23 protein-coding genes are annotated in these 25,161 nt (G+C 69.2%); 15 read left to right on the top strand and 8 right to left on the bottom strand.

Features of this window, described 5'->3' with window-relative positions; translation table 11 throughout:
- Nucleotides 1-10 precede the first annotated feature (10 nt).
- The 4 genes from LX13_RS03430 to LX13_RS03415 are packed head-to-tail and all read left to right on the top strand — an operon-like array spanning nt 11 to nt 4,411.
- On the top strand, nt 11-655 hold the full coding sequence (locus tag LX13_RS03430; RefSeq protein ID WP_253659890.1) for a TetR/AcrR family transcriptional regulator: 645 nt from the start codon (nt 11-13) through the stop codon (nt 653-655).
- Nucleotides 652-1,581 (top strand): ABC transporter ATP-binding protein, encoded by a 930-nt coding sequence (locus LX13_RS03425; protein WP_253659889.1) that lies wholly within the window; start codon nt 652-654, stop codon nt 1,579-1,581. Before LX13_RS03430 ends, LX13_RS03425 begins: the two co-directional genes overlap by 4 nt.
- Nucleotides 1,578-3,185, top strand: coding sequence for an ABC transporter permease (locus tag LX13_RS03420; protein WP_253659888.1), 1,608 nt, complete (start codon nt 1,578-1,580; stop codon nt 3,183-3,185). Before LX13_RS03425 ends, LX13_RS03420 begins: the two co-directional genes overlap by 4 nt.
- A gap of 44 nt (nt 3,186-3,229) precedes the next feature.
- Complete coding sequence (locus LX13_RS03415; protein ID WP_253659887.1) at nt 3,230-4,411, top strand: class I SAM-dependent methyltransferase; 1,182 nt, start codon at nt 3,230-3,232, stop codon at nt 4,409-4,411.
- A gap of 7 nt (nt 4,412-4,418) precedes the next feature.
- Here the strand turns inward: LX13_RS03415 and LX13_RS03410 are convergent, their stop codons facing one another.
- Entirely contained in the window at nt 4,419-5,555 is a 1,137-nt protein-coding gene (locus LX13_RS03410) for a citrate synthase 2 (RefSeq protein WP_253659886.1), read from the bottom strand.
- Nucleotides 5,556-5,705: 150 nt separating this feature from the next.
- On the opposite strand from LX13_RS03410, the gene pdxH reads away from it, so the two are divergent.
- The 4 genes from pdxH (at nt 5,706) to LX13_RS03390 (ending at nt 11,840) form a co-directional block, all read left to right on the top strand.
- Nucleotides 5,706-6,353 carry a pyridoxamine 5'-phosphate oxidase gene (pdxH, locus tag LX13_RS03405; RefSeq protein ID WP_253660554.1) on the top strand — a complete coding sequence of 216 codons (648 nt, stop codon included), beginning with the start codon at nt 5,706-5,708 and terminating at the stop codon, nt 6,351-6,353.
- Nucleotides 6,353-7,618, top strand: coding sequence for an MFS transporter (locus LX13_RS03400; protein WP_253659885.1), 1,266 nt, complete (start codon nt 6,353-6,355; stop codon nt 7,616-7,618). The genes pdxH and LX13_RS03400 overlap by 1 nt, the downstream gene beginning before the upstream one ends.
- A 63-nt stretch (nt 7,619-7,681) precedes the next feature.
- Nucleotides 7,682-8,467: a phosphatase PAP2 family protein gene (locus tag LX13_RS03395; protein WP_253660553.1), complete on the top strand. Its 786-nt coding sequence runs from the start codon at nt 7,682-7,684 to the stop codon at nt 8,465-8,467.
- A 328-nt stretch (nt 8,468-8,795) separates the two neighbouring features.
- Nucleotides 8,796-11,840 carry an MMPL family transporter gene (locus LX13_RS03390; RefSeq protein WP_253659884.1) on the top strand — a complete coding sequence of 1,015 codons (3,045 nt, stop codon included), beginning with the start codon at nt 8,796-8,798 and terminating at the stop codon, nt 11,838-11,840.
- A 9-nt stretch (nt 11,841-11,849) separates the two neighbouring features.
- On the opposite strand, the gene LX13_RS03385 is transcribed toward LX13_RS03390, so the two are convergent.
- The 4 genes from LX13_RS03385 to LX13_RS03370 all read right to left on the bottom strand — a co-directional run bounded on the left by LX13_RS03385 (nt 11,850) and on the right by LX13_RS03370 (nt 15,084).
- Nucleotides 11,850-12,434 (bottom strand): TetR/AcrR family transcriptional regulator, encoded by a 585-nt coding sequence (locus LX13_RS03385; protein ID WP_253659883.1) that lies wholly within the window; start codon nt 12,432-12,434, stop codon nt 11,850-11,852.
- 87 nt (nt 12,435-12,521) lie between these two features.
- Nucleotides 12,522-13,463, bottom strand: coding sequence for an oxygenase MpaB family protein (locus LX13_RS03380; RefSeq protein WP_253659882.1), 942 nt, complete (start codon nt 13,461-13,463; stop codon nt 12,522-12,524).
- A 47-nt stretch (nt 13,464-13,510) separates the two neighbouring features.
- A complete protein-coding gene (locus LX13_RS03375; RefSeq protein ID WP_253659881.1) occupies nt 13,511-14,419 on the bottom strand; it encodes a 5-oxoprolinase subunit C family protein in 909 nt (302 codons plus the stop codon).
- Nucleotides 14,416-15,084, bottom strand: a complete 669-nt coding sequence (locus tag LX13_RS03370; RefSeq protein WP_253659880.1) for a 5-oxoprolinase subunit B family protein — start codon at nt 15,082-15,084, stop codon at nt 14,416-14,418. Before LX13_RS03370 ends, LX13_RS03375 begins: the two co-directional genes overlap by 4 nt.
- A gap of 52 nt (nt 15,085-15,136) precedes the next feature.
- Here LX13_RS03370 and LX13_RS03365 point away from each other — a divergent pair, with 52 nt between their 5' ends.
- The 5 genes from LX13_RS03365 (at nt 15,137) to LX13_RS03345 (ending at nt 19,723) form a co-directional block, all read left to right on the top strand.
- A complete protein-coding gene (locus tag LX13_RS03365; protein WP_253659879.1) occupies nt 15,137-16,081 on the top strand; it encodes an aldose 1-epimerase family protein in 945 nt (314 codons plus the stop codon).
- On the top strand, nt 16,078-17,019 hold the full coding sequence (locus LX13_RS03360) for a carbohydrate kinase family protein (protein WP_253659878.1): 942 nt from the start codon (nt 16,078-16,080) through the stop codon (nt 17,017-17,019). Before LX13_RS03365 ends, LX13_RS03360 begins: the two co-directional genes overlap by 4 nt.
- A gap of 74 nt (nt 17,020-17,093) precedes the next feature.
- The gene (locus LX13_RS03355; RefSeq protein WP_253659877.1) at nt 17,094-18,413 is read left to right on the top strand and encodes a citrate synthase; all 1,320 of its coding nucleotides are present in this window, start codon (nt 17,094-17,096) and stop codon (nt 18,411-18,413) included.
- A gap of 1 nt (nt 18,414) precedes the next feature.
- Nucleotides 18,415-18,789, top strand: a complete 375-nt coding sequence (locus tag LX13_RS03350) for an FKBP-type peptidyl-prolyl cis-trans isomerase (RefSeq protein WP_253659876.1) — start codon at nt 18,415-18,417, stop codon at nt 18,787-18,789.
- Entirely contained in the window at nt 18,779-19,723 is a 945-nt protein-coding gene (locus LX13_RS03345) for an ROK family protein (protein ID WP_253659875.1), read from the top strand. The genes LX13_RS03350 and LX13_RS03345 overlap by 11 nt, the downstream gene beginning before the upstream one ends.
- Before the next feature lie 9 nt (nt 19,724-19,732).
- Here the strand turns inward: LX13_RS03345 and LX13_RS03340 are convergent, their stop codons facing one another.
- The 3 genes from LX13_RS03340 to LX13_RS03330 all read right to left on the bottom strand — a co-directional run bounded on the left by LX13_RS03340 (nt 19,733) and on the right by LX13_RS03330 (nt 22,301).
- Nucleotides 19,733-20,086, bottom strand: a complete 354-nt coding sequence (locus tag LX13_RS03340) for a hemophore-related protein (RefSeq protein ID WP_253659874.1) — start codon at nt 20,084-20,086, stop codon at nt 19,733-19,735.
- A gap of 102 nt (nt 20,087-20,188) precedes the next feature.
- A complete protein-coding gene (locus LX13_RS23390) occupies nt 20,189-21,547 on the bottom strand; it encodes a sensor histidine kinase (protein ID WP_253659873.1) in 1,359 nt (452 codons plus the stop codon).
- Nucleotides 21,548-21,560: 13 nt separating this feature from the next.
- Complete coding sequence (locus LX13_RS03330) at nt 21,561-22,301, bottom strand: response regulator transcription factor (protein WP_253659872.1); 741 nt, start codon at nt 22,299-22,301, stop codon at nt 21,561-21,563.
- A 78-nt stretch (nt 22,302-22,379) separates the two neighbouring features.
- Between LX13_RS03330 and LX13_RS03325 the strand changes: the two genes are divergently transcribed.
- Nucleotides 22,380-23,792 carry a cryptochrome/photolyase family protein gene (locus tag LX13_RS03325; RefSeq protein WP_253659871.1) on the top strand — a complete coding sequence of 471 codons (1,413 nt, stop codon included), beginning with the start codon at nt 22,380-22,382 and terminating at the stop codon, nt 23,790-23,792.
- Nucleotides 23,793-23,873: 81 nt separating this feature from the next.
- Nucleotides 23,874-25,139 (top strand): Nramp family divalent metal transporter, encoded by a 1,266-nt coding sequence (locus LX13_RS03320; protein ID WP_253659870.1) that lies wholly within the window; start codon nt 23,874-23,876, stop codon nt 25,137-25,139.
- Nucleotides 25,140-25,161: the final 22 nt, after the last annotated feature.

The following is a 25,161-nucleotide window of genomic DNA, read 5'->3' as shown; positions in this document are numbered from 1 at the left end:
AAGGTGAGCGATGGACGATCTGACGACCCGTGCGCGGGTGCGCGACGCGGCGATCGTGGTGTTCGGGCGAGACGGGTTCACCGCGACCATCCGCACCATCGCGGACGAGGCGGATGTGAGCGCAGCGCTCGTGATCCACCATTTCGGCACGAAGAATGCGTTGCGGGTGGTCTGTGATGCCCACGTGTTCGAGCTGACGCGGCAGCGCAACACCGCGGTGCTCGCGGCGCGGGAGGACGGCTCGTCGGGCCCGCCGCCGGCGTTCGGCGAGCAACTGGCGGGGCTCGAGCAGTCCGGCCCCTCGTTGATGTATTTGCTGCGCAGCATTCAGCAGGGTGGGGATCTGGCGCGCGCGTTCATCGATCGCCTGGTCGCCGACACCGAGGAGTCGATGTCGGTGGGTGTCGCCAACGGTGTTCTCCGCCCGTCGGTCGACGAGGCCGCCCGGGCCAGATACCTGGTGGCGCAATCACTCGGGGCGATGCTGGTGGACCTGGTGATGAACCCACCCGCCGACCACGCCGACAGCGGCACGATCATGCGGTCCTACGCCGAACGGACGATGGTGCCCGCCGCGGAGTACGCCACCCACGGCGTCCTCACCGATTCGTCGATGCTCGACGCGGTCCTGGAGCACCGAGGACGGCAGCGATGACGGCCGTGATCGAGGTGCAGGGCCTTCGAAAGCGCTTCGGACGGATCACCGCCCTCGACGGCCTCGACCTGACGGTCGAGCGGGGCACGGTGGCCGGGTTCCTGGGACCCAACGGGGCCGGTAAGTCGACCACGATCCGCGTCCTGCTGGGCACCTACCGTCGCGACGCGGGCACAGTACGTGTCCTCGGTGCCGATCCGGTCCGAGACGCGGTCGCGGTGCACCGGCGTATCGCCTATGTCCCCGGCGACGTCGACCTGTGGCCGCAGTTGACCGGCGGTGAGTGCATCGACGCGCTGTTGGGACTGCGGGGGGCGGCGCCGACCCGGCAGGCCCGTGCGGAGACGATCGATCGCTTCGAGCTGGATTCCACCCGCCGCATGTCCGAGTACTCGAAGGGCAACCGCCAGAAGGTCGCGCTGGTCGCCGCCTTCGCCGCACCCGCGGATCTGCTCATCCTCGACGAGCCGACCTCCGGTCTCGACCCGCTGATGGAGGACGTCTTCACCGATTGCGTCCGCGAGGCCACCGCCGCGGGCTCGTCGGTTCTGCTGTCCAGCCACATCCTCGGCGAGGTCGAGAAACTCTGCGACACGGTCACCATCGTCCGATCGGGTCGCACGGTCGCGGCCGGGTCGCTGGCCCAGATGCGCCATCTGACGCGCACGCGGGTCACGGCCGAGGTGGCGGAGCAGCCCGACGGACTGGCCGAGCTGGCAGACGTCGACGACGTGGAGATCACCTCGCGTTCCAACATCGCAGGCACGACGACGGTGTCGTTGACGGTGGAGCAGCCCGGGCTGTCTCGGCTGATCGCTGCCCTCGGACGCCTCGACGTCCGGTCGCTCGAGGTGTCGCCACCGTCTCTCGAGGAGATGTTCCGGCGCTACTACGGCGATCACGACCACCCGACCACCGAGCGATGAGCGGTACCGATCTGGTCGCAGGCGGGGCGTTGTTGACCAGACTCGCGGTCCGTCGCGAGCGGTTCACCGCGCCGCTCGGGGTGGTCGCGCTGCCGGTGCTGGTCATCGTCACCGGCGCGTCGATGGCAGCGTTGTACGCCTCGCCGGGTGCGCGCGCCGAGGTGCGGTCCGGTGCCGCGTCGAACGTCGCGTTCCGATTGTTGTTGGGACCGTTGGGGTCCGACACGACCATCGCGTCCATCACCACATGGCGCGTCGGGTTGTTCCTGCTGCTCGTCGCCGGAGTCCTCGCCTCCGTGCTCATCACGCGCAACACCCGCGCGCAGGAGGAGTCCGGGCAACTCGAGATCATCCGGTCCGGTGCCGTCGGACCGGCGGCACCGATGCTGGTCGCCGTCGCGATCGCGACGGTGGCGGGCGTCGCCACCGGCTGCGTGATGGCGACCGCGACCGCAGCCATCGGCGCTCCGGGGGAGGCCGCGGCGGCCGTGGGTGTCCAGTACTGCGTCGTCTCGCTCGCGGTGATCGGCATCGCGGCAGTGGCCAACCAGCTCGCCGCGACGGCGCGGACGGCGACGGCGGTGGCGGTGTCGGTGCTCGTCGGTGGATACATCCTCCGCGGCGTCGCCGACGTCGTCGACGGCGCCGGGTGGCTGCGGTGGGTCTCGCCGCTGGGTTGGGGGGAACTGATCGACCCGTTCGGTCGACGGGATCCGGTGCCCGTGGTGTTGTGTGTCGCCCTGTTCGTGGTCGGCGTGGTCGGTGCGGCCATGATCGCGATGCGGCGCGACCTCGGTGCGGGCATTCGGTCCCGGCGCGAGGGGCCCGCGGGTTCGACACGGCTGGGCTCTGTCGGTGCGCTCACCGCGCGGGTGTCGGGCCCGGCCATCGTGCCCTGGGTGTCGGCCGTCGCGGTCTATTGCCTGCTGCTCGGGTTCCTCGTCTCGTCGGTGGGTGATCTCGTACCCGACGGTGGAGGGGTCGCCGACGTGGTCCGTGATCTCGGTGGGGGTGGCGCACTCGCGAGGTCGGTGATGACCGCGGTTCTCGGGTTCGTCGGGGTGATCGCGGGTCTGGCGGCGGTGGCCGTGGTCGTCCGTGCCCGCGGTGACGAGGCCGCAGGCCGCACCGAGCAGGTGCTCGCCGGCGCTGTATCTCGGACACGCTGGTTCGCCTCGGTGGCAGTGGCCTCGCTCGGCACTGCGGTGGTCGTCGTCGCGGGAGCCGCTCTCGCGATCGTGGCAGGCCACTCGATCAGTTCGGGCGTCTCCACCTCGCCGACCGCGGGCGAGGTGATGGCCGCAGGTGCCGTGCAGATCCCGGGGTCGGTTGCCCTGGCCGCGGTGGTGGTGGCCGCCTACGGGTGGGGATCGCGGTGGGTGCCGCTGGGGTGGGTGGCGGTGCTGGGCGACGCCGTGCTCGCCCAGTTCGGCAGCCTGCTCGGTCTGCCGACGTGGGTCCGCGACATCGCGCCGCACGCGCACGTGGTGGCGACCGCGCCGGAGGCTGTGAGCATCTCGACGACGCTGCTGACCCTCGCGGGCGCGGCGGTTCTGATCGCGTTCGGATGGTGGGGGTTCCGCCGTCGGGACATCCCCGGCTGAACCACCGGGCCGCAGACGGTGACGGACCCCGGCCGGATGACACCATGGCCGGAGTGGACGTCGACACCTTTCGTACCCTGCTGACCCCGGCGGGTCAGGCGTTGCTGGCCGAGGTGCACCGATGCGCGGGCGTCGAATCCGACCACGCGCTCGGCGCGCGACTGAGGGAGTCCCACGACGTCGACCTCGTGGCGGCCGCGGTCACGCAGAACCATCTGCGCGGCGTGGCGGTCGACCGGTTCGGGACCGACGCCGGCCGGATGTACTTCACCCACGACGCGCTGCGCCACGCCACCGGGGCCCTGGTCGCCGACCACCGCGCGCGGCGGATGCGCGACCTCGGGGTGCGACGCGTCGTCGATGTCGGGTGCGGCCTGGGTGGCGATCTCCTCGCGTTCGCTCGCGCCGGGCTGGAGGTCCGCGGCATCGACATCGACCCGGTGTCGGTGGAGATCGCCCGCGCCAACCTCGACGCGCTGGGACTGCCCGGAACGGTCGAGGTCGGCGACGCGCGCGGCGTCGTGGCCGCGGCGGACGAGCTCGTCTTCTGCGATCCGGATCATCGGACGCCGCGCGGACGACTCGCCGGGCTCGACGCCCTGTCACCCACGTGGGATCTCATCGGTTCGATGCTGACGGGTCGGGCGGTGGCCACCGTATTCCCCGGGGTGGCGCACGGTGAGCTGCCCGACGGTGTCGAGGCCGAGTGGATCAGCGCCGGCGGCGAGGTCGTCGACACCACCCTGTGGGGCCGGGGGCTGACGGACGGTGGGCCCTACCGACGCGCCACCCTGCTGCCCGGAGGGGAGTCGATCGTGGGTGGTGACGAGGACGACGTCCCCGTCGGCGACGTGGGCCGACATCTGATCGAGCCGCACGAGGTGGTGATCCGAGCCGGCCTGACCGCGCGGTTGGCGACAGAGCTGGGTGGGTGGTCACCCGACCCGCAGCTGCACTGGATCAGCACCGACGATCCGGTCGACACGCCCTTCGCCCGCGTCTACACCGTGCTGCGCGAGCTGCCGTTCCGCACACCGAAGCTACGAATCGCGTTGCACGACCGTGGGATCGGGACGTTGACGGTGAAGTCCCGCGGCCTGCCGATCGTGCCGGACGCCCTCATCGCCAAGCTGCGACTCGACGGCCCGGACGCGGCGACGGTCGTGCTCACCCGCGTGGCGGGCGAGGGCCGGGCGTTCCTGGTCGAGGAGACGCCTCACCGATGAGGTGCGCTCAGGCGATCTCGCTCCAGCCGTCGACGTCCTCGGGACGACGCGGGCCGGGGCCCAGGTAGATCGCGGCCGGACGCACCAGCTTGCCCAGACGCTTCTGCTCCATGATGTGCGCGCACCAGCCCGCGGTCCGGCCGCAGGTGAACATCGCGGGCATCATGTGCGGCGGCACCTCGGCGAAGTCGAGGATGACCGCGGCCCAGAACTCGACGTTGGTCTCGATGGCGCGGTCGGGGCGACGTTCCCGCAGTTCGGTGAGTGCGGCCTGCTCCAGCGCCGCGGCCACCTCGTAGCGCGGTGCGTTGAGTTCCTTGGCGGTCCGTCGCAGCACCCGGGCACGGGGGTCCTCGGCGCGGTAGACGCGATGGCCGAAGCCCATGAGCTTCTCTTTGCGGTCGAGGATGCCCTTGACCAGGCCACGGGCATCGTCGGTGCGTTCGACCTCGTCGATCATCGGCAACACACGGGCCGGGGCGCCGCCGTGCAGCGGTCCCGACATCGCGCCGATGGCACCCGACAGCGACGCGGCCACATCGGCACCGGTCGACGCGATGACGCGGGCGGTGAAGGTCGACGCGTTCATGCCGTGCTCGGCCGCGCTGACCCAGTAGGCGTCGATCGCACGGGTGTGGGCCGGATCGGGCTCACCCTTCCACCGCGTCATGAACCGGGCGGTGACGGTGTCGCACTGGTCGATCTTGGCCTGCGGGACGGCGGGCTGATGTATCCCGCGCGCCGACTGCGCGACGTAGGACAGTGCCATCACCGAGGCGCGGGCGAGGTTGTCGCGGGCCGTGGGATCGTCGATGTCGAGAAGCGGCTGGTAGCCCCAGATCGGGGCCAACATCGCGAGACCGGCCTGTACGTCGACGCGGACGTCGCCGGTGTGGATGGGCAGCGGGAACGGCTCGGCGGGCGGCAGACCGTCACCGAAGCGGCCGTCGACCAGCAGCGCCCACACGTCGGCGAAGGTGACCTGGTTCTCCACCAGGTCCTCGATGTCGACGCCGCGGTAGCGCAGGTTGCCGCCGGCCTTGTCGGGCTCGGCGATCTGCGTGGTGAACGCGGTGACGCCTTCGAGTCCCTCCACGAAACCCTCCGGAATGTCCGGCTGCTCTGTTCCCGTTGCCTGTGTCACTTCTCGACTCCTTCGTCGGCCACCGCTGCCGTGACTGTTCTCATCGCGACTCTAGTGGGCGGCATCGCCCGGGTTACCGGCGAGTACGGGGTGTCCCGATGCGGGAGTAGCGTCTGGCCGGTGAGTGCCGACGCAGTGGACGTGTCCGGGATGCGGGTCAGCTACGGGGGATCCGGTACGGGCGGGCTGACGCCCGATTCGTTGTCCGGCGAACCGGTCTGGCTCGAGCTGTTCGAGCGGTGGCTGGCCGAGGGGGTGTCGGCGCAGATCCCCGAACCGAACGCGATGGTCGTCGCGACCGTCGACGCCGAGGGTGTGCCCGCGACGCGCACCGTGCTCTGCAAGGGCGTCGACGCGCGAGGAATCGTGTTCTACACCAATCACGATTCGGACAAAGGCCGCGACATCGCCACGCATCCGGTCGCGTCGGCGACGTTCCCATGGATCGCGATGGAACGTCAGGTGCACTTCCGGGGGCCGGTCACGCAGGTGTCGAGGGAGGAGACCCGGGCGTACTGGACAACGCGACCGCGGGGGTCTCAGCTGGGCGCGATCGCCTCGCAGCAGTCCCGCCCGATCGCCTCGCGTGCCGCGCTCGAGGAGCAGGCCGCCGACGTCGCGCGCCGCGCTGGTGGCGTCGACGGTGACGCACCGATCGACGTGCCGGACAACTGGGGTGGGTATCTGATCGCCCCGACGGTGGTCGAGTTCTGGCAGGGCGGTGCGAACCGGCTCCACGACCGGGTGCGTGCCTCGCTGGTCGACGGCCGCTGGGATGTGTCCAGGCTCCAACCCTGATGGCGGGGATCCTCGCCGACACCACACCGCTGAGAAGTCCCCACTTCCGGCGGCTCTGGTCGGCCAACATCATCACGGTCATCGGTGCACAGCTCACCGTCGTCGTGGTCCCAGCGCAGATCTACTTCATCACGGGCAGTTCGGCGTACGTCGGTCTCGCCGGGTTGTTCGGACTGGTGCCGCTGGTCGTCTTCGGACTCTGGGGCGGCGCCCTGGCCGACATCATCGACCGCCGCATCCTGCTCATCGCGACGACACTCGGGCTGATCGGCTGCAGTGCGCTGTTCTGGCTGCAGGCCGCGAGTGGTGTCGACAACGTGTGGGTGATCCTGACGCTGTTCGCGGTGCAACAGGCCTTCTTCGCGGTGAACCAGCCGACGAAATCGGCCATCCTGCCCAAGATCGTCGAGATCAAGGACCTGCCTGCGGCCAACTCGCTGAACATGACGGTGATGCAGGCGGGCGCGATCGCCGGTCCGGTGCTCGGTGGTGCGTTGATCAAACCGCTGGGGTACTCGACGCTCTATCTGGTCGACACGATCTTCCTGTTCGCCACGCTGTGGGCGGTGATCCGTCTGCCGTCGCTGAAGCCCGAACGCAGCGCGGATGCCCCGCGCGTGGCCGGATTCCGTTCGGTCGTCGACGGTTTCGTCTACCTGCGTGGCCACAAGGTGCTGATGGCGTCGTTCGTCGTCGACCTGATCGCGATGATCTTCGGTATGCCGCGCGCGCTGTTCCCGGAGATGGCCCACGAGAGCTTCGGCGGCCCCGACGGCGGTGGCATCGCCTTCGCGTTGCTGTTCGCGGCGATCGGTGCCGGTGCGGTGGTCGGCGGTGTGTTCTCCGGTTGGGTGTCGCGGGTCGAGCGCCAGGGCTTGGCGGTGATCGTCTGCATCCTCATCTGGGGCGCCTCGATCACCGGCCTGGGGATCGTGGTCGCGTTCGCGGGCGGGTCGGCGCTACCGATGCTCCCGATCGCGGTGGCGCTGTTGATGATCGGCGGCGCAGCCGACATGGCGTCGGCGGCGTTCCGCCAGTCGATGTTGCAGTCCGCGGCCAACGACGACGTCAGGGGCCGGTTGCAGGGTGTGTTCACGGTGGTGGTCGCGGGTGGCCCCCGTATCGCCGACGTCGCGCACGGAGGCGTCGCCGGGACCGCCGGTGTCGCGGTGACCACGGCGGGCGGCGGCATCGGGGTGATCGTGTTCACGGTGGTGGCCGCGCTGGCCATCCCCGCGTTCGTGCGTTACCGAATCACCCGCTGACGTGCGCCTTTACGTCCGGGATCGGCCGACCGAGCGCGCAGGTACGCTGGCCCGGTGAAGGAGATGACCCTGCGTCTGTCGGGTAGCGCCGTGCTGCTGGTCGCCATGGCGGCGGTCTATCTGCTGTCGGTCTGGACCACGCGCGGTCAGACCGTCGATCAGCGCATCTACCTCGAGATGTACGGCGCCGACACCTGGCGGGACCTGTTGCACCACCTCGGTTTCGAGCAGGTCACCGATCCCCGTCTGTGGCTGGTCACCGCGGTGGCGGTCATCGTCCTCGGGCTCGCCGCACGTCGACGCTGGAGCATCGTGGCCCTGCTGATCCTGCCGGCGGCCGGGGTGGTGATCGCGCGGGCGCTGCGCACGGTGATCTTGCCGCGCCCCGAGCTCATCGACATCGTCCGTGCAGCGTTCAACACGTTCCCCAGCGGCCACACCGCGGCGGCGTTCGGCTGTGTGGCCGCCGCCGTCCGGGCAGCGCCACGACAGCTCTCGCCGGTGATCGCCGTCGTCGGCGCCATGTGGGTGACGGTGGTGGGTCAGGGGCTCATGGAGGTCGGTGCCCACCGACCGAGCGACGTCATCGGGTCACTGTTCATGGTCGGGGCCCTGCTGTTCGCCGTTCCGGGTTCCCGGCGCGATGTCGGTGTGCGACCCACGACGGCTCTACTGGTCGCGGGCCTTGCGGCGATCGGGCCGGTGGTGTGGTCGGTCTACACCGGGCACCCGGTCCTGGCCGCGATCGGCATCGTGGCGGCCGCGGTCTCCGGGATGCTCACGGTCGGGGTGGGCCGGGCGAGCCCGGTCACCCCGACCTCACGAGAGAGCGCTCAGGCCGTCGCGTAGGTGAGGCAGTTGGCGGTGTCGCCCGCGTTGGCGGCACCGATCTGAACCGAGGCCGCGGTGCACTCGAGGTTGTCGTTGTGCGAGCAGTCCGCTCGCGAAAGCCTCCATGAGAGAGAACGTCATGTGCGATCCGCGGGCTGAGATCGCCTGGTACGGGCGACGATACGATTCGACAATCGTTTGCACCAGCAAGGTCAGGCTGCCCTTCGGGCCTCGACGTGTGCGCTCTGTGGGCATCTGATCGTCAGGGTTGCGCGTCCCCTTTTATACGTTACTATGCGTAACACCATAGTGCGGGCATCGCGCTGGATGAGGGGTTGGGCACCACATGGCACATGGCCGGAGCAGGTTCTTCGAGTCGGTGGGCGCGTTCTGCGTCCGGCATCGCTGGTGGATCATCGGGTTCTGGTTCGCGGTGATCGTCGGGCTGAACCTCGCCGTTCCCCAGATCGAGAAGACGGTGTCGGAGCGATCGGCCGCGTTCCTCCCCGACGACATGCCCTCGGTCAACGCCCTGCGCGACATGTCCACCGACTTCGGGTCGCCGGCCTCGACCGCCGTGGGCAATGTGGTCCTCGCCGCCGACCGCGGTATCGACGACGCCGATGGCCGGTACTACGCCCGATTGGTGTCGCGGCTGACGGCCGACCGTGACAACGTCGCCTACGTCCTGGACATGTACGGCAACCCGGCCACCCGGGACGCCGCCCGGAGCCCGGACGGCAAGGCCGTCACCGTGATGGTGGCCGCGCAGGGCGATGTGGGCAGCACCCGCGCCCACCACAGCACCGTCGAGATCCGTTCGGCGATCAACTCGATCCCGAAACCGGACGGGTTGTCGGTGTACTACACCGGAGCCTCGCCGACGCTGGCCGATCTGTTCTCGTCGATCGACGTGTCGCTGCTGATCATCACCGTGGTGTCGGTCGTGCTCATCACGCTGATGCTGCTCATCGCCTACCGATCGATCGTCGGCGCGCTCATCCCGCTGCTGACGATCGGGATCGGGTTGGGTGTGGTGCGGCCGATCATCTCTGCGCTCGGCGCGCATGAGGTGCTCTCGATCTCGAACTTCACCATCGCCATCATGACCGCGCTGATCCTCGGCGCCGGAACCGATTACGCGATCTTCCAGATCGCCGGATATCACGATGCGCGACGGGCCGGGGCCGATCCCGATGCGGCGGTGGCCATCGCGAGTGCGAAGGTGTCGCCGATCCTGTTGGCCTCCGCCCTGACCATTGCCGCCGCCGCGGGCGCGATGGCGTTCACGAAGGTCGGCATGTTCAAGACCGCCGGTCCGCCCACCGCCATCGGTGTCCTGATCGTGATGGTCATCTCGGCGACACTGACCCCCGCTCTGATGGCGGTGGCCGGACGGGCCGGGCGCCTGCAACCGAAGGCGTCGACCGAGCGTCGGTGGCGGCGACGGGGCGTGACGATCATCCGGCACGCCGGTCCGTTGACCGCGGTGTCGATGGTCGTGTTGATCCTGCTCGCGCTGGTGATCCCGACGTTCCGGGTGAGCTTCGACGAGGAGTCGGTGCAGCTCTACGCCAACGACTCCACCCGGGGCTACGACGCAGTGCTGAAACACTATGGCGTCAACGAGATCCTGCCGGAGTACCTGATCGTCCGCGCCGATCACGACATGCGCAACACCAACGACCTCGCCGCGCTGGAGATGATGGCGATGTCGGTGTCGAAACTGCCCGACATCGCCTACGTCCGCTCGATCACCCGACCGGACGGCACACCGATCCCCGAGGCGTCCACCGGATTCCAGGTCGGGCAGGTGGGCAACCGTCTCGACGACGCCCACCGCCAACTCGTCGCCGCGTCACCGCAGTTGCAGCAGCTCGCATCGGGGGTCACGGCGCTGCGCGACGGCGCCGTCGACGCCGCGGCACAGCTCCCGCGGCTGGTGGACGGGACCGATCAGGTCGTCGGGCTCGCCGACGGGGTGCTCGACGCGGTCGACACCGCGACACGCATCGTGACCACCGCGTCGAACGGTCGGCTCAATCTCCCGCAGGGGATCGGCCAGTTGTCATCGCTCGCAGACGTTCTCGGATCACTGGTGGACGCGATCTCGACGAGCAACGGCCGGACGTTGGCGGTGGCCGGTCGACTCGACGACGTGTTCGGGCCCATGCTGACCGCCGCGCCGGACTCGAGATGTCTGGCCGACCCGGCCTGCATGACGGCGCGGGCCGCGTTCGGTGTCGTCGACCGCGCCACGGCCGGCGCCGCCTCGCGATCGTTGCGCCAGGTCATCGGCCTGGCCGGCGTTCCGGCCGACGTGGTGGCGACGGCGCGAGCACTGTTGCCCGACATCCGGACCGGACTGTCCCAGATGCGCGGTCTCCTGGACGGTCTCGGGGGCAGGACGCCCGAGCAACTGCGCGCCGACCTCGGTCAGCTGACCTCGGGGATGGCGCAGCTGTCGACGGGGATGTCGCAACTCGCGACCGGCCTGCGACAGGTCAAGGACGGCACCGACAAGACGGTGTCGCTGACCGGGCAGCTCACCGCCGGTCTCGACACCGCGAGCGGGTATCTGACCACGATGGCCGGCGCCACAACGGCGGGTCCGGGGGCCGGGTTCTATCTCCCGGCCCAGGCGCTGTCCGACCCACGGTTCGTCGCCGGGACCAAGCTGCTGCTGTCGCCGACCGGTAAAACCGCGCGAATGCTGGTGATACGCAGCATCAACCCCTACAGCGACGCCGCGATGCGCGATGTCGGTGACATCGCCGCGGCCGCGAAGACCGCCACCGCCGGCACCGTGCTGGAGGGGGCGAGCGTCTCGTCGACCGGGCTGACGTCACTGTCGGCGGACATGAGCAAACAGGTCAACCGCGACTTCGCGCTGTACGCGATCGTCGCCATCACCGCGGTGTTCCTGATCCTGTCGGTCCTGTTGCGGAGCCTGCTCGCGCCCCTCCTGCTGGTGCTCGCGGTACTGCTGTCGTTCGCAGCGACGGTCGGACTCGCGATCCTGTTCTGGCAGCACGGCCTGGGTATCGACCTCGACTGGTCGGTGATCCCGCTGGCGTTCATGGCGCTCGTCGCGGTCGGTGCCGACTACAGCATGCTGTTCGCGTCCCGGATCCGAGAACACTCGGCGACGGGCATGGTGGGCGGCATCATCCGCGGGTTCGGCACGACCGGCGGTGTCATCACCACTGCCGGGATCGTGTTCGCGGTGACCATGTTCGCGCTGATGAGCGCGACCGTCATCAACCTGCTGCAGTTCGGGTTCACCGTGGGTGTCGGACTGATCCTCGACGTGGTGATCGTCCGGTCGATCCTGGTGCCCGCCGCGATGGCGTTGATCGGCAACCGGATCTGGTGGCCGGCAAAGGTGTGACGCGACTCCTCAGGCGGTCGTGTCCGGGAGGGCGTCGGCGACGATGCGTCGGAGCTCGCCGGCCACGTCGGTCAACGGGGTCAGCGACCGGCGCGAGCGGGCGAGTACCAGCGCGCCCTCGAAGGAGGCGACGACCATCGACGCCAGCGGCTCCGACCGCGCCGGGTCGACACCCCACGCGACGAGGCTCTCGGTGAGGGCGACGTGCCAGTCGGTGAAGATCTGCTCGACGGTGGACTGCAGGTCCGGGCTGCTCTCGGCCCCGCTGACCGCGGCGGCGACCACCGGGCATCCGTGTGCGTAGTCGCTGGAGACCAGCATGTCGGTCCAGAACACGACGAAGGTCTCGATGGCCTCCAGCGGAGAGGTCTGCGCGCCGTTGACCACCATCGCGGTCATCAGGTCACCGGCGTTGCGCAGGGCCTCGGAGACGATCTGGTCGCGGCCGCCGGAGAAGTGGTGATAGACCGAACCGCGGGGTGCGCCGCTGTCGGCGAGCACCGCGTCGACCGTCACCGCCGCCGCGCCGTTGCGTTGCATCAGTGCGATCGCGCTGTGCAGCATCCGTGCGCGTGTGTCGGTCCGCCGAGCCATCTGTCCACCGTTCGAGTCGAAGTATGCCGTTCAGCATAGTCGCGTCGTGGTGGTGCGACGGCGGAATCGCGTTCCGCGGTGCGGGGGTCAGCTCCGCTGCCAGGGCAGATCGGCCCGACGAGAGGCGTTGACCGGGCAGTAGTGCACCGGTGAGTCCTGTTGATCGGGTGGTGGGAGGTTGCGCACGGGCGTCTCGACGAACGCCTCGGTGGCGCCGACCCGTCCCGACATCCGGTCCCACCCATCGCGTGCCCGCGGGTGCAGGCGATACCGCGGCGGTACGAGTCGGAACGCGCCGTCGACGATACGGCCGAGCCTGCGCAGGCGACGTTCGTCGCGCTCGGTCCACTGCAGGTCCAGCATCTCGCGGACGGGCTGGTCGTAGAGCCCGGTGGTGATCCACATGAAACCGCGGGCGACGGGCGAAGCGAGCGTGCGCCACACGGGAATCGGCATCCACGAGATCCACGGCGGAGGTGGCAGTTCGGTGATGTCGAGGACGGTCCGTACCGCCGGGTGGTCTTGGAGGACGTTGCGGCACATGCGATCCCAGTAGACGAGGAAGTCTTCGTAGGTGTCCGGACAGGGGCGCATGCTGACGCCGTAGGCGGCGTACCAGGTGCGTGATTCGGCGAACAGGTCGCGTTTGTCCGCCTCGCTGATCGGGGGTCCGAAGATCTCTGCGCATCGGATGTTGCCGTACCAGAACGTGGCGTGCGCCCAGTAGAAGACGTCGGGGTCGAGGGCGTGGTAGCGCCCGCCATCGGGCATGTCGCCCTTGATGGTTCGGTGGTAGTCACGCACCTCGGCGCCGGTGTCGGTGGTCTGGTCGAACACGACGCCGATGATCGGGTAGAGCGAACGCATCAGGCGTTCCCAGCGCTCGTCGAAGAAGTCGGAGTGTTCCCACACCGCCGCACCGAGTTTCGGGTGCATGTTCTGCATCGACCCCGACCAGAGGCCCATCAGCATCCCGCGCCATCCGCCGAAGAACCGCCACGTGACCGAATCGGGTCCCAGTGCCGTCATGAGACGAAACGCTATATTCGTCTCACCGGCCTGTCAACGGTGGCCTGTCAACGATGCAGCCGGACCCGTTGGCCGGGGACCAGTTGTGCGGCGCGGTCGACGGAGTCGGCGGTCAGGACCGCGACGACCGGGTAGCCGCCGGTGACCGGATGGTCGACGAGAAAGATGACCGGCTGTCCGCTCGGCGGTATCTGCACCGAACCCAGCGCCACCCCCTCCGAAGCGACGGTCCCACCGTCCGAACGGGTCTCGGGCAGTGAGTTGGCGCCGTCGTCGGTGTCGGCGCTGCGGTCGAGACGCACGCCCACCCGGTTGCTCGACGGGTTGACGACCCAGAGGCCTGCGTACAGCACGCCCGGGTCGACCAGCGCCTGTGCCCGCGGTCCCGGTTCGGCGTGCAGCGCCACGACGTCCTCGGTCATCGACGTCATGGTGCCGGGTGCCTCGGTCGTGCTCGGCCACGCGTCGCGCTCGGAGCCCACGGCGATCCGGTCGCCGACGGCGAGCGGGGCGGGTCCCAGATCCGACAGGGTGTCGGTCGATCGCGACCCCAGGACCGCGGGGACGTCCACACCGCCGCGCACCGCCAGGTAGGTCCGCAGCTGCGACGGGGGAGTGCCCAGCGACACCGTCTGACCGTCGCGGACGACGAACGCAGCGCCGGATCCGGTGGGTCGACCGTCGACGATCACCGCGCACGGCGCGCCGGTGACGACCATCAGCAGATCCCCGGCGACGGTGACCGACAACCCGCCCAGGGTGACCTCGATGGCCGCGGCGCCCTCGGGGTTGCCGACGAGACGGTTCGCGAGGCGCAACGCACCGCGATCGGCGGCCCCCGACAGGGGGACCCCGAGGTGCGCGTAGCCCGGGCGACCGAGGTCCTGCACCGTCGCCAGGGCGCCGGTGGTGACCACCTCGAGGTGCGCCGCGGCGGGCCTCGGTGCGGGGGTCACGTGGACTCGAATCGCACGAGTCGGCCGGGCATGAGGATCGCCGGTGGCTGGGCGTCGAGGTCCCACAGCGCGATCTCGCTGTGGCCCAGCAGGTGCCACCCCCCGGGACTCGATCGGGGGTAGACCGCGCTGTACCCGGCGGCCACGGCCACCGCGCCCGCGGGCACCGACGTCCTCGACTTCGCGCGCCGGGACACCGACCGCAGCGCGTCCAGTGGAGCCGCCCCCGGCTCGTCGGGCACCAGGTATCCGAAACCCGGCGCGAAACCCATGAACGCGACCCGCCAGATCGTCTCGCGGTGGGCGGTGATGACGCCGTCGACGTCGAGGCCCGCGAGGTCGGCGACCGCGGCGAGATCAGGGCCGTCGTACCGGACGCCGATGACGACCGGGTCATCGAGCGACTCGTCCGTCGGGGCGGTGCCGTCTTCGGACGACGGACCGCGCAGCGCCCTCCGCAGGCCGAGATGGTCGAGTCCCCGACCCGGCCGGGCCTGCACGAGCACGGTCGTCTCGGCGGGCACCACGTCGATCACGGTGGGCAGGTCGCCGCTCGCCATCGCCGCGCCCAGCCGGCCCGCGACCTCGAGTGCGCTGCGCCAGGGCGTGTCCTCGTCGGAGAAGTCCAGCAGCAGCGCGTCGCGTCCCGCGGGTAGCTCGCGCATGGGTCCAAAGCTATCGCAGAACGGCACCCGATCCGTGTGCCAGACTCGCAATGTGGGTGAGTACAGAATTGCCGCAGGCGAGTACAGCGCGCTGATCGTGGCCCGCGGTGCGGCGCTGCGCGAGGTGCGACACGGCGACCGACTGCTGACCGAGACGTGGGACGTGCCCGAGGGGGAGAAGCCGCCGTTGTCGGCCGGTTTGGTGCTCGCACCCTGGCCCAACCGCACCGCGGACGGGAAGTTCACCTTCGACGGTGTCGCTCATCAACTCGACATCACCGAGACCGAGCGCAACAACGCCAACCACGGGTTCGTCCGCACCGTGGAGTGGAATCTGCACGACGCCACCGAGCGGTCGGTCACGCTCGGTGTGCCGGTCGGTCAGCACCCGGGGTGGCCCTTCGACATCACGCTGACCGTCGAATATGCCCTCGACGCCGACGGGGGCCTGACCGTCACCCACACCGCGGCCAACACCGGCGACGTCCGGGCCCCGTTCGCGCTCGGCCAGCACACCTTCATCCGCGCCGGCGACGCCGAGATCGACGACTGCACCCTGACCCTGGCGGCGGACTCGACGCTCCCCCTCGATCCCGAACGCCAACTCCCGCAGGGCGACCCGGTCGAGGTCGCCGGCACCGACCTCGACTTCCGGGCCGAGCGCCGCCTGGCCGGGGTGTGGATGGACAACCCGTTCACCGACCTGGTCGTGACAGACGGTCGGCACCGCAGCCGACTCACCGCGCCCGACGGCGACTCCACCGAACTGTGGACCGACCGCAACTTCGGGTGGGCGCAGGTCTTCACCGCCGACCCCGACCACGGTCAGGCCTTCCCTGGCCGCGGCCGTGCCCTCGCCGTCGAACCGATGACCGCCCCGCCCAACGCCCTGGCCAGCGGCACCGACCTCATCGTCCTCGAACCGGGCCAACAGTGGTCGGGGACATGGGGGCTGCGCACCATCGCCGCCCACCCGGTGAGCACCCCGGCATCATGAAAGAGATCGTCGTCTGCGGTGAGTCGCTCGTCGACCTCGTCCTCGACGCCCGTGGGTTCGACGGGCCGGGTCAGCCCCCGCTGCAGCCCGCGCTGGGCGGTGGGCCGTTCAACGCGGCCATCGCGCTCGGCCGGCTCGGTTCGGCGGTGTCGTTCTGTTCGCGGGTCTCCACCGACCACTTCGGCGACGAACTCGTCGCCTCGCTGCGCGCGGCGGGGGTGGACCTGTCACTGGTCCAGCGTGACGACGCCCCCACCTCCCTCGCGTTGGCCGCGATCGGCGAGGACAACGCCGCGAGCTACACCTTCTACGTCGAGGGCACCGCGGATCGGCTCGTGACCGACCCCGGCGCCCTGCCACGATCGGTGGCCGCGCTCTGCTTCGGCACGCTGTCGCTGGTGCTCGAACCCGGTGCGTCGGTGTACGAGCAGATGATGCACACCCACCACGCGCAGGGCCGGTTGATCATGGTCGATCCCAACATCCGCACCGTCGCCATCGACGCCCCGGACGCCTACCGGGCACGCTTCCGGTCGTGGCTGCCGTCGATCGACATCGTGAAGGTCTCCGACGACGACGCCGAGTGGCTCGGGCAGGGCCCCAACGGATCCCACCCCGGTGACTGGCTCGCCGCGGGTGTCGGTGCGGTCGTGGTCACCCGGGGCGGAAAGGGCATCTCGGTGACCACCGCGACCGGAACCGTCGACGTCGCCGCGCCCACCGTCACCCCCGTCGACACGATCGGCGCGGGCGACACCGTCGTGGGCGCCCTGCTGCACTGGCTCGGTGGCCACGGGGCCCTCGGTCAGGACGAGGTGCGGTCGATGGACGACGGCGCCTGGCGCGACGCCCTCACCTACGCGGCGCGGGCCGCGGCGATCACCGTCTCCAGGGCCGGCGCCGACCCTCCGTGGGCGGGCGAGCTCACGAGCGACTAGGTTGTTCTCAGGCTTAAGTACACCCTTGTCAACCGGTTCACAAGACCGTTCCAGCCATTCGAAAAGGGGCCCGAGTGTCCGCCGAAGCAGTGTCGTCCAACGATTCGACAGCCCAGTCCGCACGTTTCACCTACCCGGGTGGCGAGCTCGATCTCCCCATCGTCGAGGCGACAGAGGGCAGCTCCGGCGTCGCCCTCGGCAAGTTCCTCTCCGAGACCGGGCTCACGACCTTCGACGGTGGTTTCGTCAACACCGCCTCCACCAAGTCGGCGATCACCTACATCGACGGTGACGCGGGCATCCTGCGCTACCGCGGGTACCCGATCGACCAGCTCGCCAAGCAGTCGACGTTCATCGAGGTCAGCTACCTGCTGATCTACGGCGAGCTGCCGACCCCGAGTGAGCTCGACGACTTCACCAACCGGATCCAGCGCCACACCCTGCTGCACGAGGACCTCAAGCGGTTCTTCGACGGATTCCCGCGCAACGCCCACCCGATGCCGGTGCTCTCCAGCGCCGTCAACGCGCTGAGCGCCTACTACCAGGATTCGCTCGATCCGAAGGATCCCGAGCAGGTCGAGCTGTCGACGATCCGTCTGCTGGCCAAGCTCCCGACCATCGCGGCGTACGCGTACAAGAAGTCGGCCGGACAGCCGTTCCTGTACCCGGACAACTCGCTGAGCCTCGTGGAGAACTTCCTGCGGATGACGTTCGGTTTCCCAGCCGAGCCCTACGAGGTCGATCCCGAGGTCGTCAAGGCCCTCGACATGCTGTTCATCCTGCACGCCGATCATGAGCAGAACTGCTCGACGTCGACGGTGCGGCTGGTCGGTTCGTCGCAGGCCAACCTGTTCACGTCGATCTCCGGTGGCATCAACGCACTCTGGGGCCCGCTGCACGGCGGTGCCAACCAGGCCGTGCTCGAGATGCTCGACGACATCAAGGCGAACGGTGGCGACACCAAGGACTTCATGAACCGGGTGAAGAACAAGGAGGCCGGGGTCAAGCTCATGGGCTTCGGCCACCGGGTCTACAAGAACTACGACCCGCGCGCGGCCATCGTCAAGGAGACCGCGGACAAGATCCTGCAAACCCTCGGTGTCACAGACGATCTGCTCGACATCGCCAAGGGTCTCGAGGACGTCGCCCTGCACGACGACTACTTCATCGAGCGCAAGCTCTACCCGAACGTGGATTTCTACACCGGACTCATCTACCGCGCCATGGGATTCCCCACGCGCATGTTCACCGTGCTCTTCGCTCTCGGCCGCCTGCCGGGCTGGATCGCGCACTGGCAGGAGATGAATGCCGACCCCGGTACCAAGATCGGCCGTCCGCGGCAGATCTACACCGGATACACCGAGCGCGACTTCACAGCTATGGGAGACCGTTGAGTTGAGTAAGCCCCAAGAAGAAAAGCCCACCGTCGATTTCCAGGAGGGCCCCGCTCCGACCGACCTGGTGGCCACCGACATCGTCGTCGGTGACGGCGACGAGGCGATCGCCCACGGACTGGTCGACGTGCACTACGTCGGCGTCGAGTTCGACACCGGCGAGGAGTTCGACTCGTCGTGGGACCGCGGCCAGTCCGCGAACTTCCCGCTCGACCGGTTGATCCCGGGCTGGCAGGAGGGCATCCCCGGCATGAAGGTGGGCGGTCGTCGTCAGCTCACCGTGCCGCCGGAGCTCGCCTACGGCCCCGCGGGCGCCGGACACCGCCTGTCCGGCAAGACCCTGGTGTTCGTGATCGATCTGCTCGGTGTCGGCTAAAAAGCTCGTTGCCGGCGTCGATGTCGGGGGAACCAACATCGAGGTCGGACTGGTCGACGCCGATCACAAGGTCGTCGACCGCGCGAAGGCGAACACCCCCACCGAGGGACCGGACGCGGTGCTCTCCACCATCGCTGACCTGGTGTCGTCGTTCGACGCCGACCCGGTCTCCGTGGGTGTCGGGATCCCCGGCGTCGTCCACAAAGGCGACGTCCTCACGGTCCCCAATCTCTCCAACTGGCACGAAAAGGTCGAGATCGGTGACGAACTCGGCAAAGCGCTCGGCATCCCGGTCGCCCTGGGCAACGACGCCAACGTCGGTCTGCTCGGAGAGTGGCTGGCCGGCGCGGCCGAGGGCGCGGACAACGTGCTCGGACTCTGGATGGGCACCGGCATCGGCGGTGCACTGATCGTCGACGGCCGTCCGTTCAACGGATCCCGCGGTGCCGCAGGCGAGATCGGCCACGTGGTCGTGCAGGAACGCGGCGCTCTGTGCGGCTGCGGTCGGCGCGGGTGCGTCGAGGCCTACGCGGGCCGTCGGTCGATGGAGACCGCTGCCGCAGACATGGTGGAGGCGGGCCGGACGACGAGCCTGTTCGACATCCGCGACGAACTCGGCAAGACCAAGATCACCTCGAAGGTGTGGAAGAAAGCGCTCGACTCCGGCGACGAACTCGCGGTGTCGTTGTTCGACACCGCGATCGACGCACTCGGCGTCGCGATCGGATCGACACTCAACATCCTCGATCTCGACCTGGTCGTGGTCGGTGGCGGCCTCGCCGAAAAGCTCGGCCAGGATCTGGCCGATCGCATCGAGACCGCCACTGCACCATGGGTTCTGCAACCCAACCCAGACCGTCGGTTCGCGGTCTCGGCGCTGGGTGACGACGCGGGCATCGTCGGGGCGGCCTCACTCGGCCGCGACCTGCTCTGACCCGGTCTCTCAGAAGCGGCTGCAGGTCCGCTCGATGACCCCGATGCGCTTCTCGATCGCCGGTCGGTACTGCCGCAGCTGCGGGTAGCGATCGAGGTACCGCTCGGCCTCGGCGCGGCGGGCACCGTCGGGCAGGGTCACGATCCGCTCGAACTCGGACCGGATGCGCGGGTTGTCCAGGTATCGCGAGACCTCGGGGGCGTTGGCGTCGATCGACCGCTCGACCTGCCCGAGAGTGCAATTGGTGCCCGGTACGGGGGTGGTGACCGGCGCTGCGGATGCGGTCGCGGGTACGGCCAGCGCGGCTGCGCCGATCCCCAGGGTGATGGCGCCCAACTTGATACGTGTGAATCGCGAACTCATGTGTGCCTCCTCGCGGGGTACGGGCTCATCGAGTGCGACACCGGCGTAGCTGCAGCGGCACCTCGGGCCCGAGATCCACCGTAGCGAGGAAAATCGGACATGTCAGGTCCATGCGTCGATGGTGATGGCCAGTCGGGTGCCGCCGAGGGGGCTGTCGGACAGCTCGGCGGTGCCGCGGTGCAGCGTCGCCTGCTGTGCGATGAGAGCGAGTCCGAGACCGGACCCGGAGGCGGTCGTGGTGCCGCGCTCGAAGCGCCCGAACAGGCGCGCCCGATCGGTCGGAGGGATACCGCGACCGTTGTCGTCGACCCAGATCACCGCACCGCCACGGTCGCCGAACGGGTGCGCGGAGAGCCGGACCTCGGTGGCCTGTCCGTGCCGGACCGCGTTGATCACCGCGTTCTGCACCGCCATCGCGATACCGGTCTCCACCACCATGGCCGGCACCGACTGGTCACCGTCGAGCGAGAGACTCACGCCGTGCAGGCGGGCGGCCGACTCGGTCGCGACCCGGTCGAGGATGTCGACGACGTCCATCCGCACCCGGTCGCGGCCGCCGAGCTCGCCCTGGGCCAGGTTTTCCAGCGACGCAAGCGTTTCCAGGATCCGTCCGTGTGACCGTCGGAGGTCGGTGATGATCTCGGCGCGGGACGCGGCGTCGGGGGAGAAGGTGTCGAGGACCTCGAGGTCGGTACGCATGGCGGTCAGCGGGGTCCGCAGCTCATGCGCCGACACCGACGCGAAGTCGCGCGCGGTGGTCAACGCCTCCTGGGTCCGCGCCCGTTCGTCGTCGACGCGACCGAGCAGCGAGTTCATCGCCGCGGCGATCTCCTCGGCCTCGCGGGCGCCGCGAACGGTGTGCAGCGCAGCACGTTCGGGGTCCTCGGGGCCTGCGTCGACCGGCAACGCCTCGGTGTGTTTGGCCAGGCGGCGCAGCGGACGGATGGCCAATCCTCCGAGTAGCCAGGCGAGTACGGCCGAGGCGACCACAGCGGCCAACCCGATGAGCAGCAGACCGCGGCGGAGTCCGTCGATGCGGTCGAGGGTGGGTTTGAGCGGTACGGCCACCGAGATGTTGGCGCCGCCGTTGAGGATCGAATTGTCCAGTACCGAGACGGTTTTGACGCGGTACTTCGTGTTGTTGATCGAGGTGTCGCGGATGCCGACGCTCTGTTGTGGGATCTGCGTGGGCGTGCTGAACAGGGCGAGCGCACCGACCCGCGTGGTCGCGAGCGAGCCGGACGCGACGTTGTCGGCGATGGTCGTCGAGTTGGGGTTGGAGATGCTGGGTTGCATTGCCGCCGAGAGGGTGTCGACGCGGGCGTCGAGTTCGCGGTAACCGCTGGTCCGGACCTGGGTCCAGGCGACCGCACCGACCAGTCCGACGATGATGACGGTGACCAGGGCGGCGGCCACCGTGACGCGGGTGCGCAGCGAGGGAGAGCGTCGCCGCCTGCGCACGCCGATCACGCGCTCACGCCGATCTCCGGAGGACGAACCCGACCCCCCGCACCGTCTGGATGATGCGGGGTTGATCGTTCGCCTCCAGCTTGCGGCGTAGGTAGCCGATGAAGACGTCGACGACGTTGGTGTCGGCGGCGAAGTCGTATCCCCAGACCTGGCTGAGCAACTGGGTCCGGCTCAGCACCATCCCGGGGTGCTCGGCGAGCACGACGAGCAGTTCGAACTCGCGGCGCGTGAGGTCGACGGCGTGGTCGCCGCTGTAGACCAGCCGGGCCGGGATGTCGACCCGCAGGTGATCGAAGGCGAGGTGGTCGTCGGCACTGTCGGCCCGGTCGGTCTCGGGCACCAACGACGGTCGGCGGCGGAGCAGGGCCTTGATGCGGGCGATGAGCTCGCCGAGGTCGAACGGTTTGGTCAGGTAGTCGTCGGCGCCGGCCTCGAGTCCGGCGATGCGGTCGTCGACCGAGGTCCGGGCCGAGAGCACACAGACCGGGATGTCGTCGCCGAGGGCGCGCAACGCGGTGACGACGCCGACGCCGTCGAGGCCGGGCATGTTCATGTCGAGGATCAGCAGGGCGGGGCGGCGCAGCGTCATCGACCGCAGGGCCTCCGCGCCGCCGGTCGCGGTGCTGACGTCGAACCCGGCCAGGCGCAGGCCGCGCTCCAGCGAGTTCAGGACGTCGGGATCGTCGTCGACCACGAGGACGCTGACGTCGTTCCCGCTGTCGGACGTTGCGATCTGTTCGGTCATGGCCCCATTGTGCCTGGGGCCGGCCGTCGATCGGCCGATGGTGACAGCCTGCGGCGAGGCACCAGGCAGGATGGATGCATGAGTTCCTCCACTTCTCTGCTCTGGTTCCGCCGCGACCTGCGTCTGTCCGACCTCCCGTCGTTGCTCGCCGCCGCCGATTCCGCCGACCGTGTGCTGGCGTGTTTCGTCCTCGACCCGTGGCTGGTCAAGACCGCAGGTGACCGACGGCTGAAGTTCCTCTACGACTCGCTTCGGGAACTCGACGAGAAGCTCGACGGGCGACTACTGGTGGTTCGGGGTAAGCCGGAGAACCAGATACCCAAGATCGCCAAGGCCATCGGCGCGAACTCGGTGCACATCTCGGCCGACCACGCCCCCTACGGCGTCGCCCGCGACGCACGGGTCGAGGAGGAACTGGGTGACATCGAGCTGCACGCGACCGGGTCGTCGTTCGCGGTCACCCCGGGGCGGGTCACCAAGAACGACGGTGAGCCGTACAAGGTGTTCACCCCGTACTTCCGCGCGTGGCGCGAGCACGGATGGCACTCCCCGGCGCGATCGAGCGCGAAGTCGGCGGACTGGATCGACCCGAAGGAGGTCGTCGGAACCGGATCGTCGGACGTGCACGCCGTCGACATCCCCGACGTCGACGTCGAGCTCTCCATCCCGGCGGGGGAGGACGCGGCGAAGAAGCGCTGGAAGCAGTTTCGCCAGGGCGCCGGGGACTACTCCCAGCACTCGGTGGAGGACTACGACGACGCCCGCAACCGGCCCGATCTCGATGCCAGCAGCCGGATGTCGGCATACCTGAAGTTCGGCAACATCCACCCGCGCACGATGCTCGCCGACCTCACCGAACTCGAGAAGGACACCGACCACAAGGAGGGTGCAACGGCGTACCTGCGCGAACTCGGGTTCCGCGACTTCTACGCCTCGGTGCTGCGGGAGTGGCCGCACAGCGCGTGGCACAACTGGAACCGGAGCTTCGACGCGATCGAGGTCGACGAGGACAAAGCGGCCCACGAGGCGTTCGACGCCTGGAAGGCGGGCAAGACCGGCTTCCCGATCGTCGATGCCGGGATGCGGCAGCTGTCGGGGTCGGGCTTCATGCACAACCGCGTCCGGATGATCGTCGCGTCGTTCCTCGTCAAGGACCTGCACGTGCCCTGGCAGTGGGGCGCCCGCTGGTTCCTCGACCAGCTCATCGACGGCGACCTCGCCAGCAACCAGCACGGGTGGCAGTGGACCGCCGGCTGCGGGACCGACGCGTCGCCGTATTTCCGGGTGTTCAACCCGACCACCCAGGGACTCAAGTTCGACCCGAGTGGCGACTACGTCCGGCGCTGGGTGCCCGAGCTCGCCGACGTCGAGGGCAAGGCGGTCCACGAACTGAAGGACGGTCGGCCGTCGGATTACCCCGAGCCCCTGGTGGACCACAAGGCTGAGCGCGAGGAGGCCCTGCGGCGCTACGGGCAGGTCTCCGGCAAGTGAGCTGAGCAGCAGAGTTCGGGTGCCCGAAGAATAATATTCGTTCGAGTTGAAGAAACTCGGCCGGTGTGCGAGATTGTTCGAATGGCAGCTCCCCCCGTGGCACCCGAGACCGGCGAGAAGCCCGGTCGACCGGCGCGACGGCTCGCCGGTGTAGCGCTCCTGGGGCCCGCGTTCGTCGCCGCCATCGCCTACGTCGACCCGGGCAACGTCGCGGCCAACATCACCGCGGGCGCCCGGTACGGGTTCCTCCTCGTCTGGGTGCTGGTGATGGCCTGCGCGATGGCGGTGGTCATCCAGTACCAGTCGGCGAAGCTCGGGATCGTCACGGGCAAGACGCTGCCGTCCCTGATCGGGTCGCGCCTCAAGCGCAAGCACCGGCTCGCGTTCTGGGCGCAGGCCGAGATCGTCGCCGCCGCAACCGACATCGCCGAGGTCATCGGTGGCGCCATCGCGCTGCACCTGCTGTTCGACCTCCCGCTGCTGCTCGGCGGGGTGATCGTCGGTGTGATCTCGATGGGGCTGTTGACTTTTCAGTCCCGAAACCGCCAGCGGACCTTCGAGTCGATCATCGCCGGACTGCTGCTGATCATCGTCGTCGGATTCCTCGCCGGGCTCGTGGTCAACCCGCCGTCGGCGGGCAACGTCCTGGGCGGCCTCGTGCCCCGTCTGCAGGGCACCGACACCGTGCTGCTGGCGACCAGCATGCTCGGCGCCACGGTGATGCCCCACGCCATCTATCTCCACTCCGCGCTGGTGGTCGACCGTCACGGGTTCAGCCCGAGCATCGCCCGTCGCCGCCGACTGGTCAAGGCCACCCGGTGGGATGTGCTGGTGGCGTTGGTGATCGCCGGTGCGGTCAACATCGCGCTGCTGTTGCTCGCGGCGCAAAACCTGCAGGGCAAGGACGGCACCGACACCATCGAGGGGGCCCAGCGTGCGGTCGGCGACGCGATGGGGCCGGTGATGGCGACGGTCTTCGCCGTCGGCCTGCTCGCCTCGGGACTCGCGTCGACGTCGGTCGGTTGTTACGCCGGTGCGTCGATCATGCAGGGGTTGCTCGAGATTCGGGTCCCGATGTTCGTCCGTCGCCTCATCACGCTGATCCCGGCGCTCGTCGTGCTCGGTAGCGGGGTGGACCCCACCTGGGCGCTGGTCATCAGTCAGGTGGTGCTGAGCTTCGGCATCCCGTTCGCGATCATCCCGCTGGGCCGGCTCACCCGCGACCGCGAGATCATGGGGGAGTTCACCGACGCCGCGCCGCTGCGACTCATCGCCATAGCGATCTCGGTCGTCGTGGTGCTGCTCAACATCGCGCTGATCTTCCTCACCGTCACCGGCGTCGGCTGACCAGCAGCGTGCCGCCTCGGGG

The organism is Williamsia maris (genome assembly GCF_024171815.1).
Lineage (GTDB): Bacteria > Actinomycetota > Actinomycetes > Mycobacteriales > Mycobacteriaceae > Williamsia_A > Williamsia_A maris.
The sequence above is the reverse complement of the archived record's forward strand: the minus strand, read 5'-3'. Positions and strand labels throughout refer to the sequence as shown.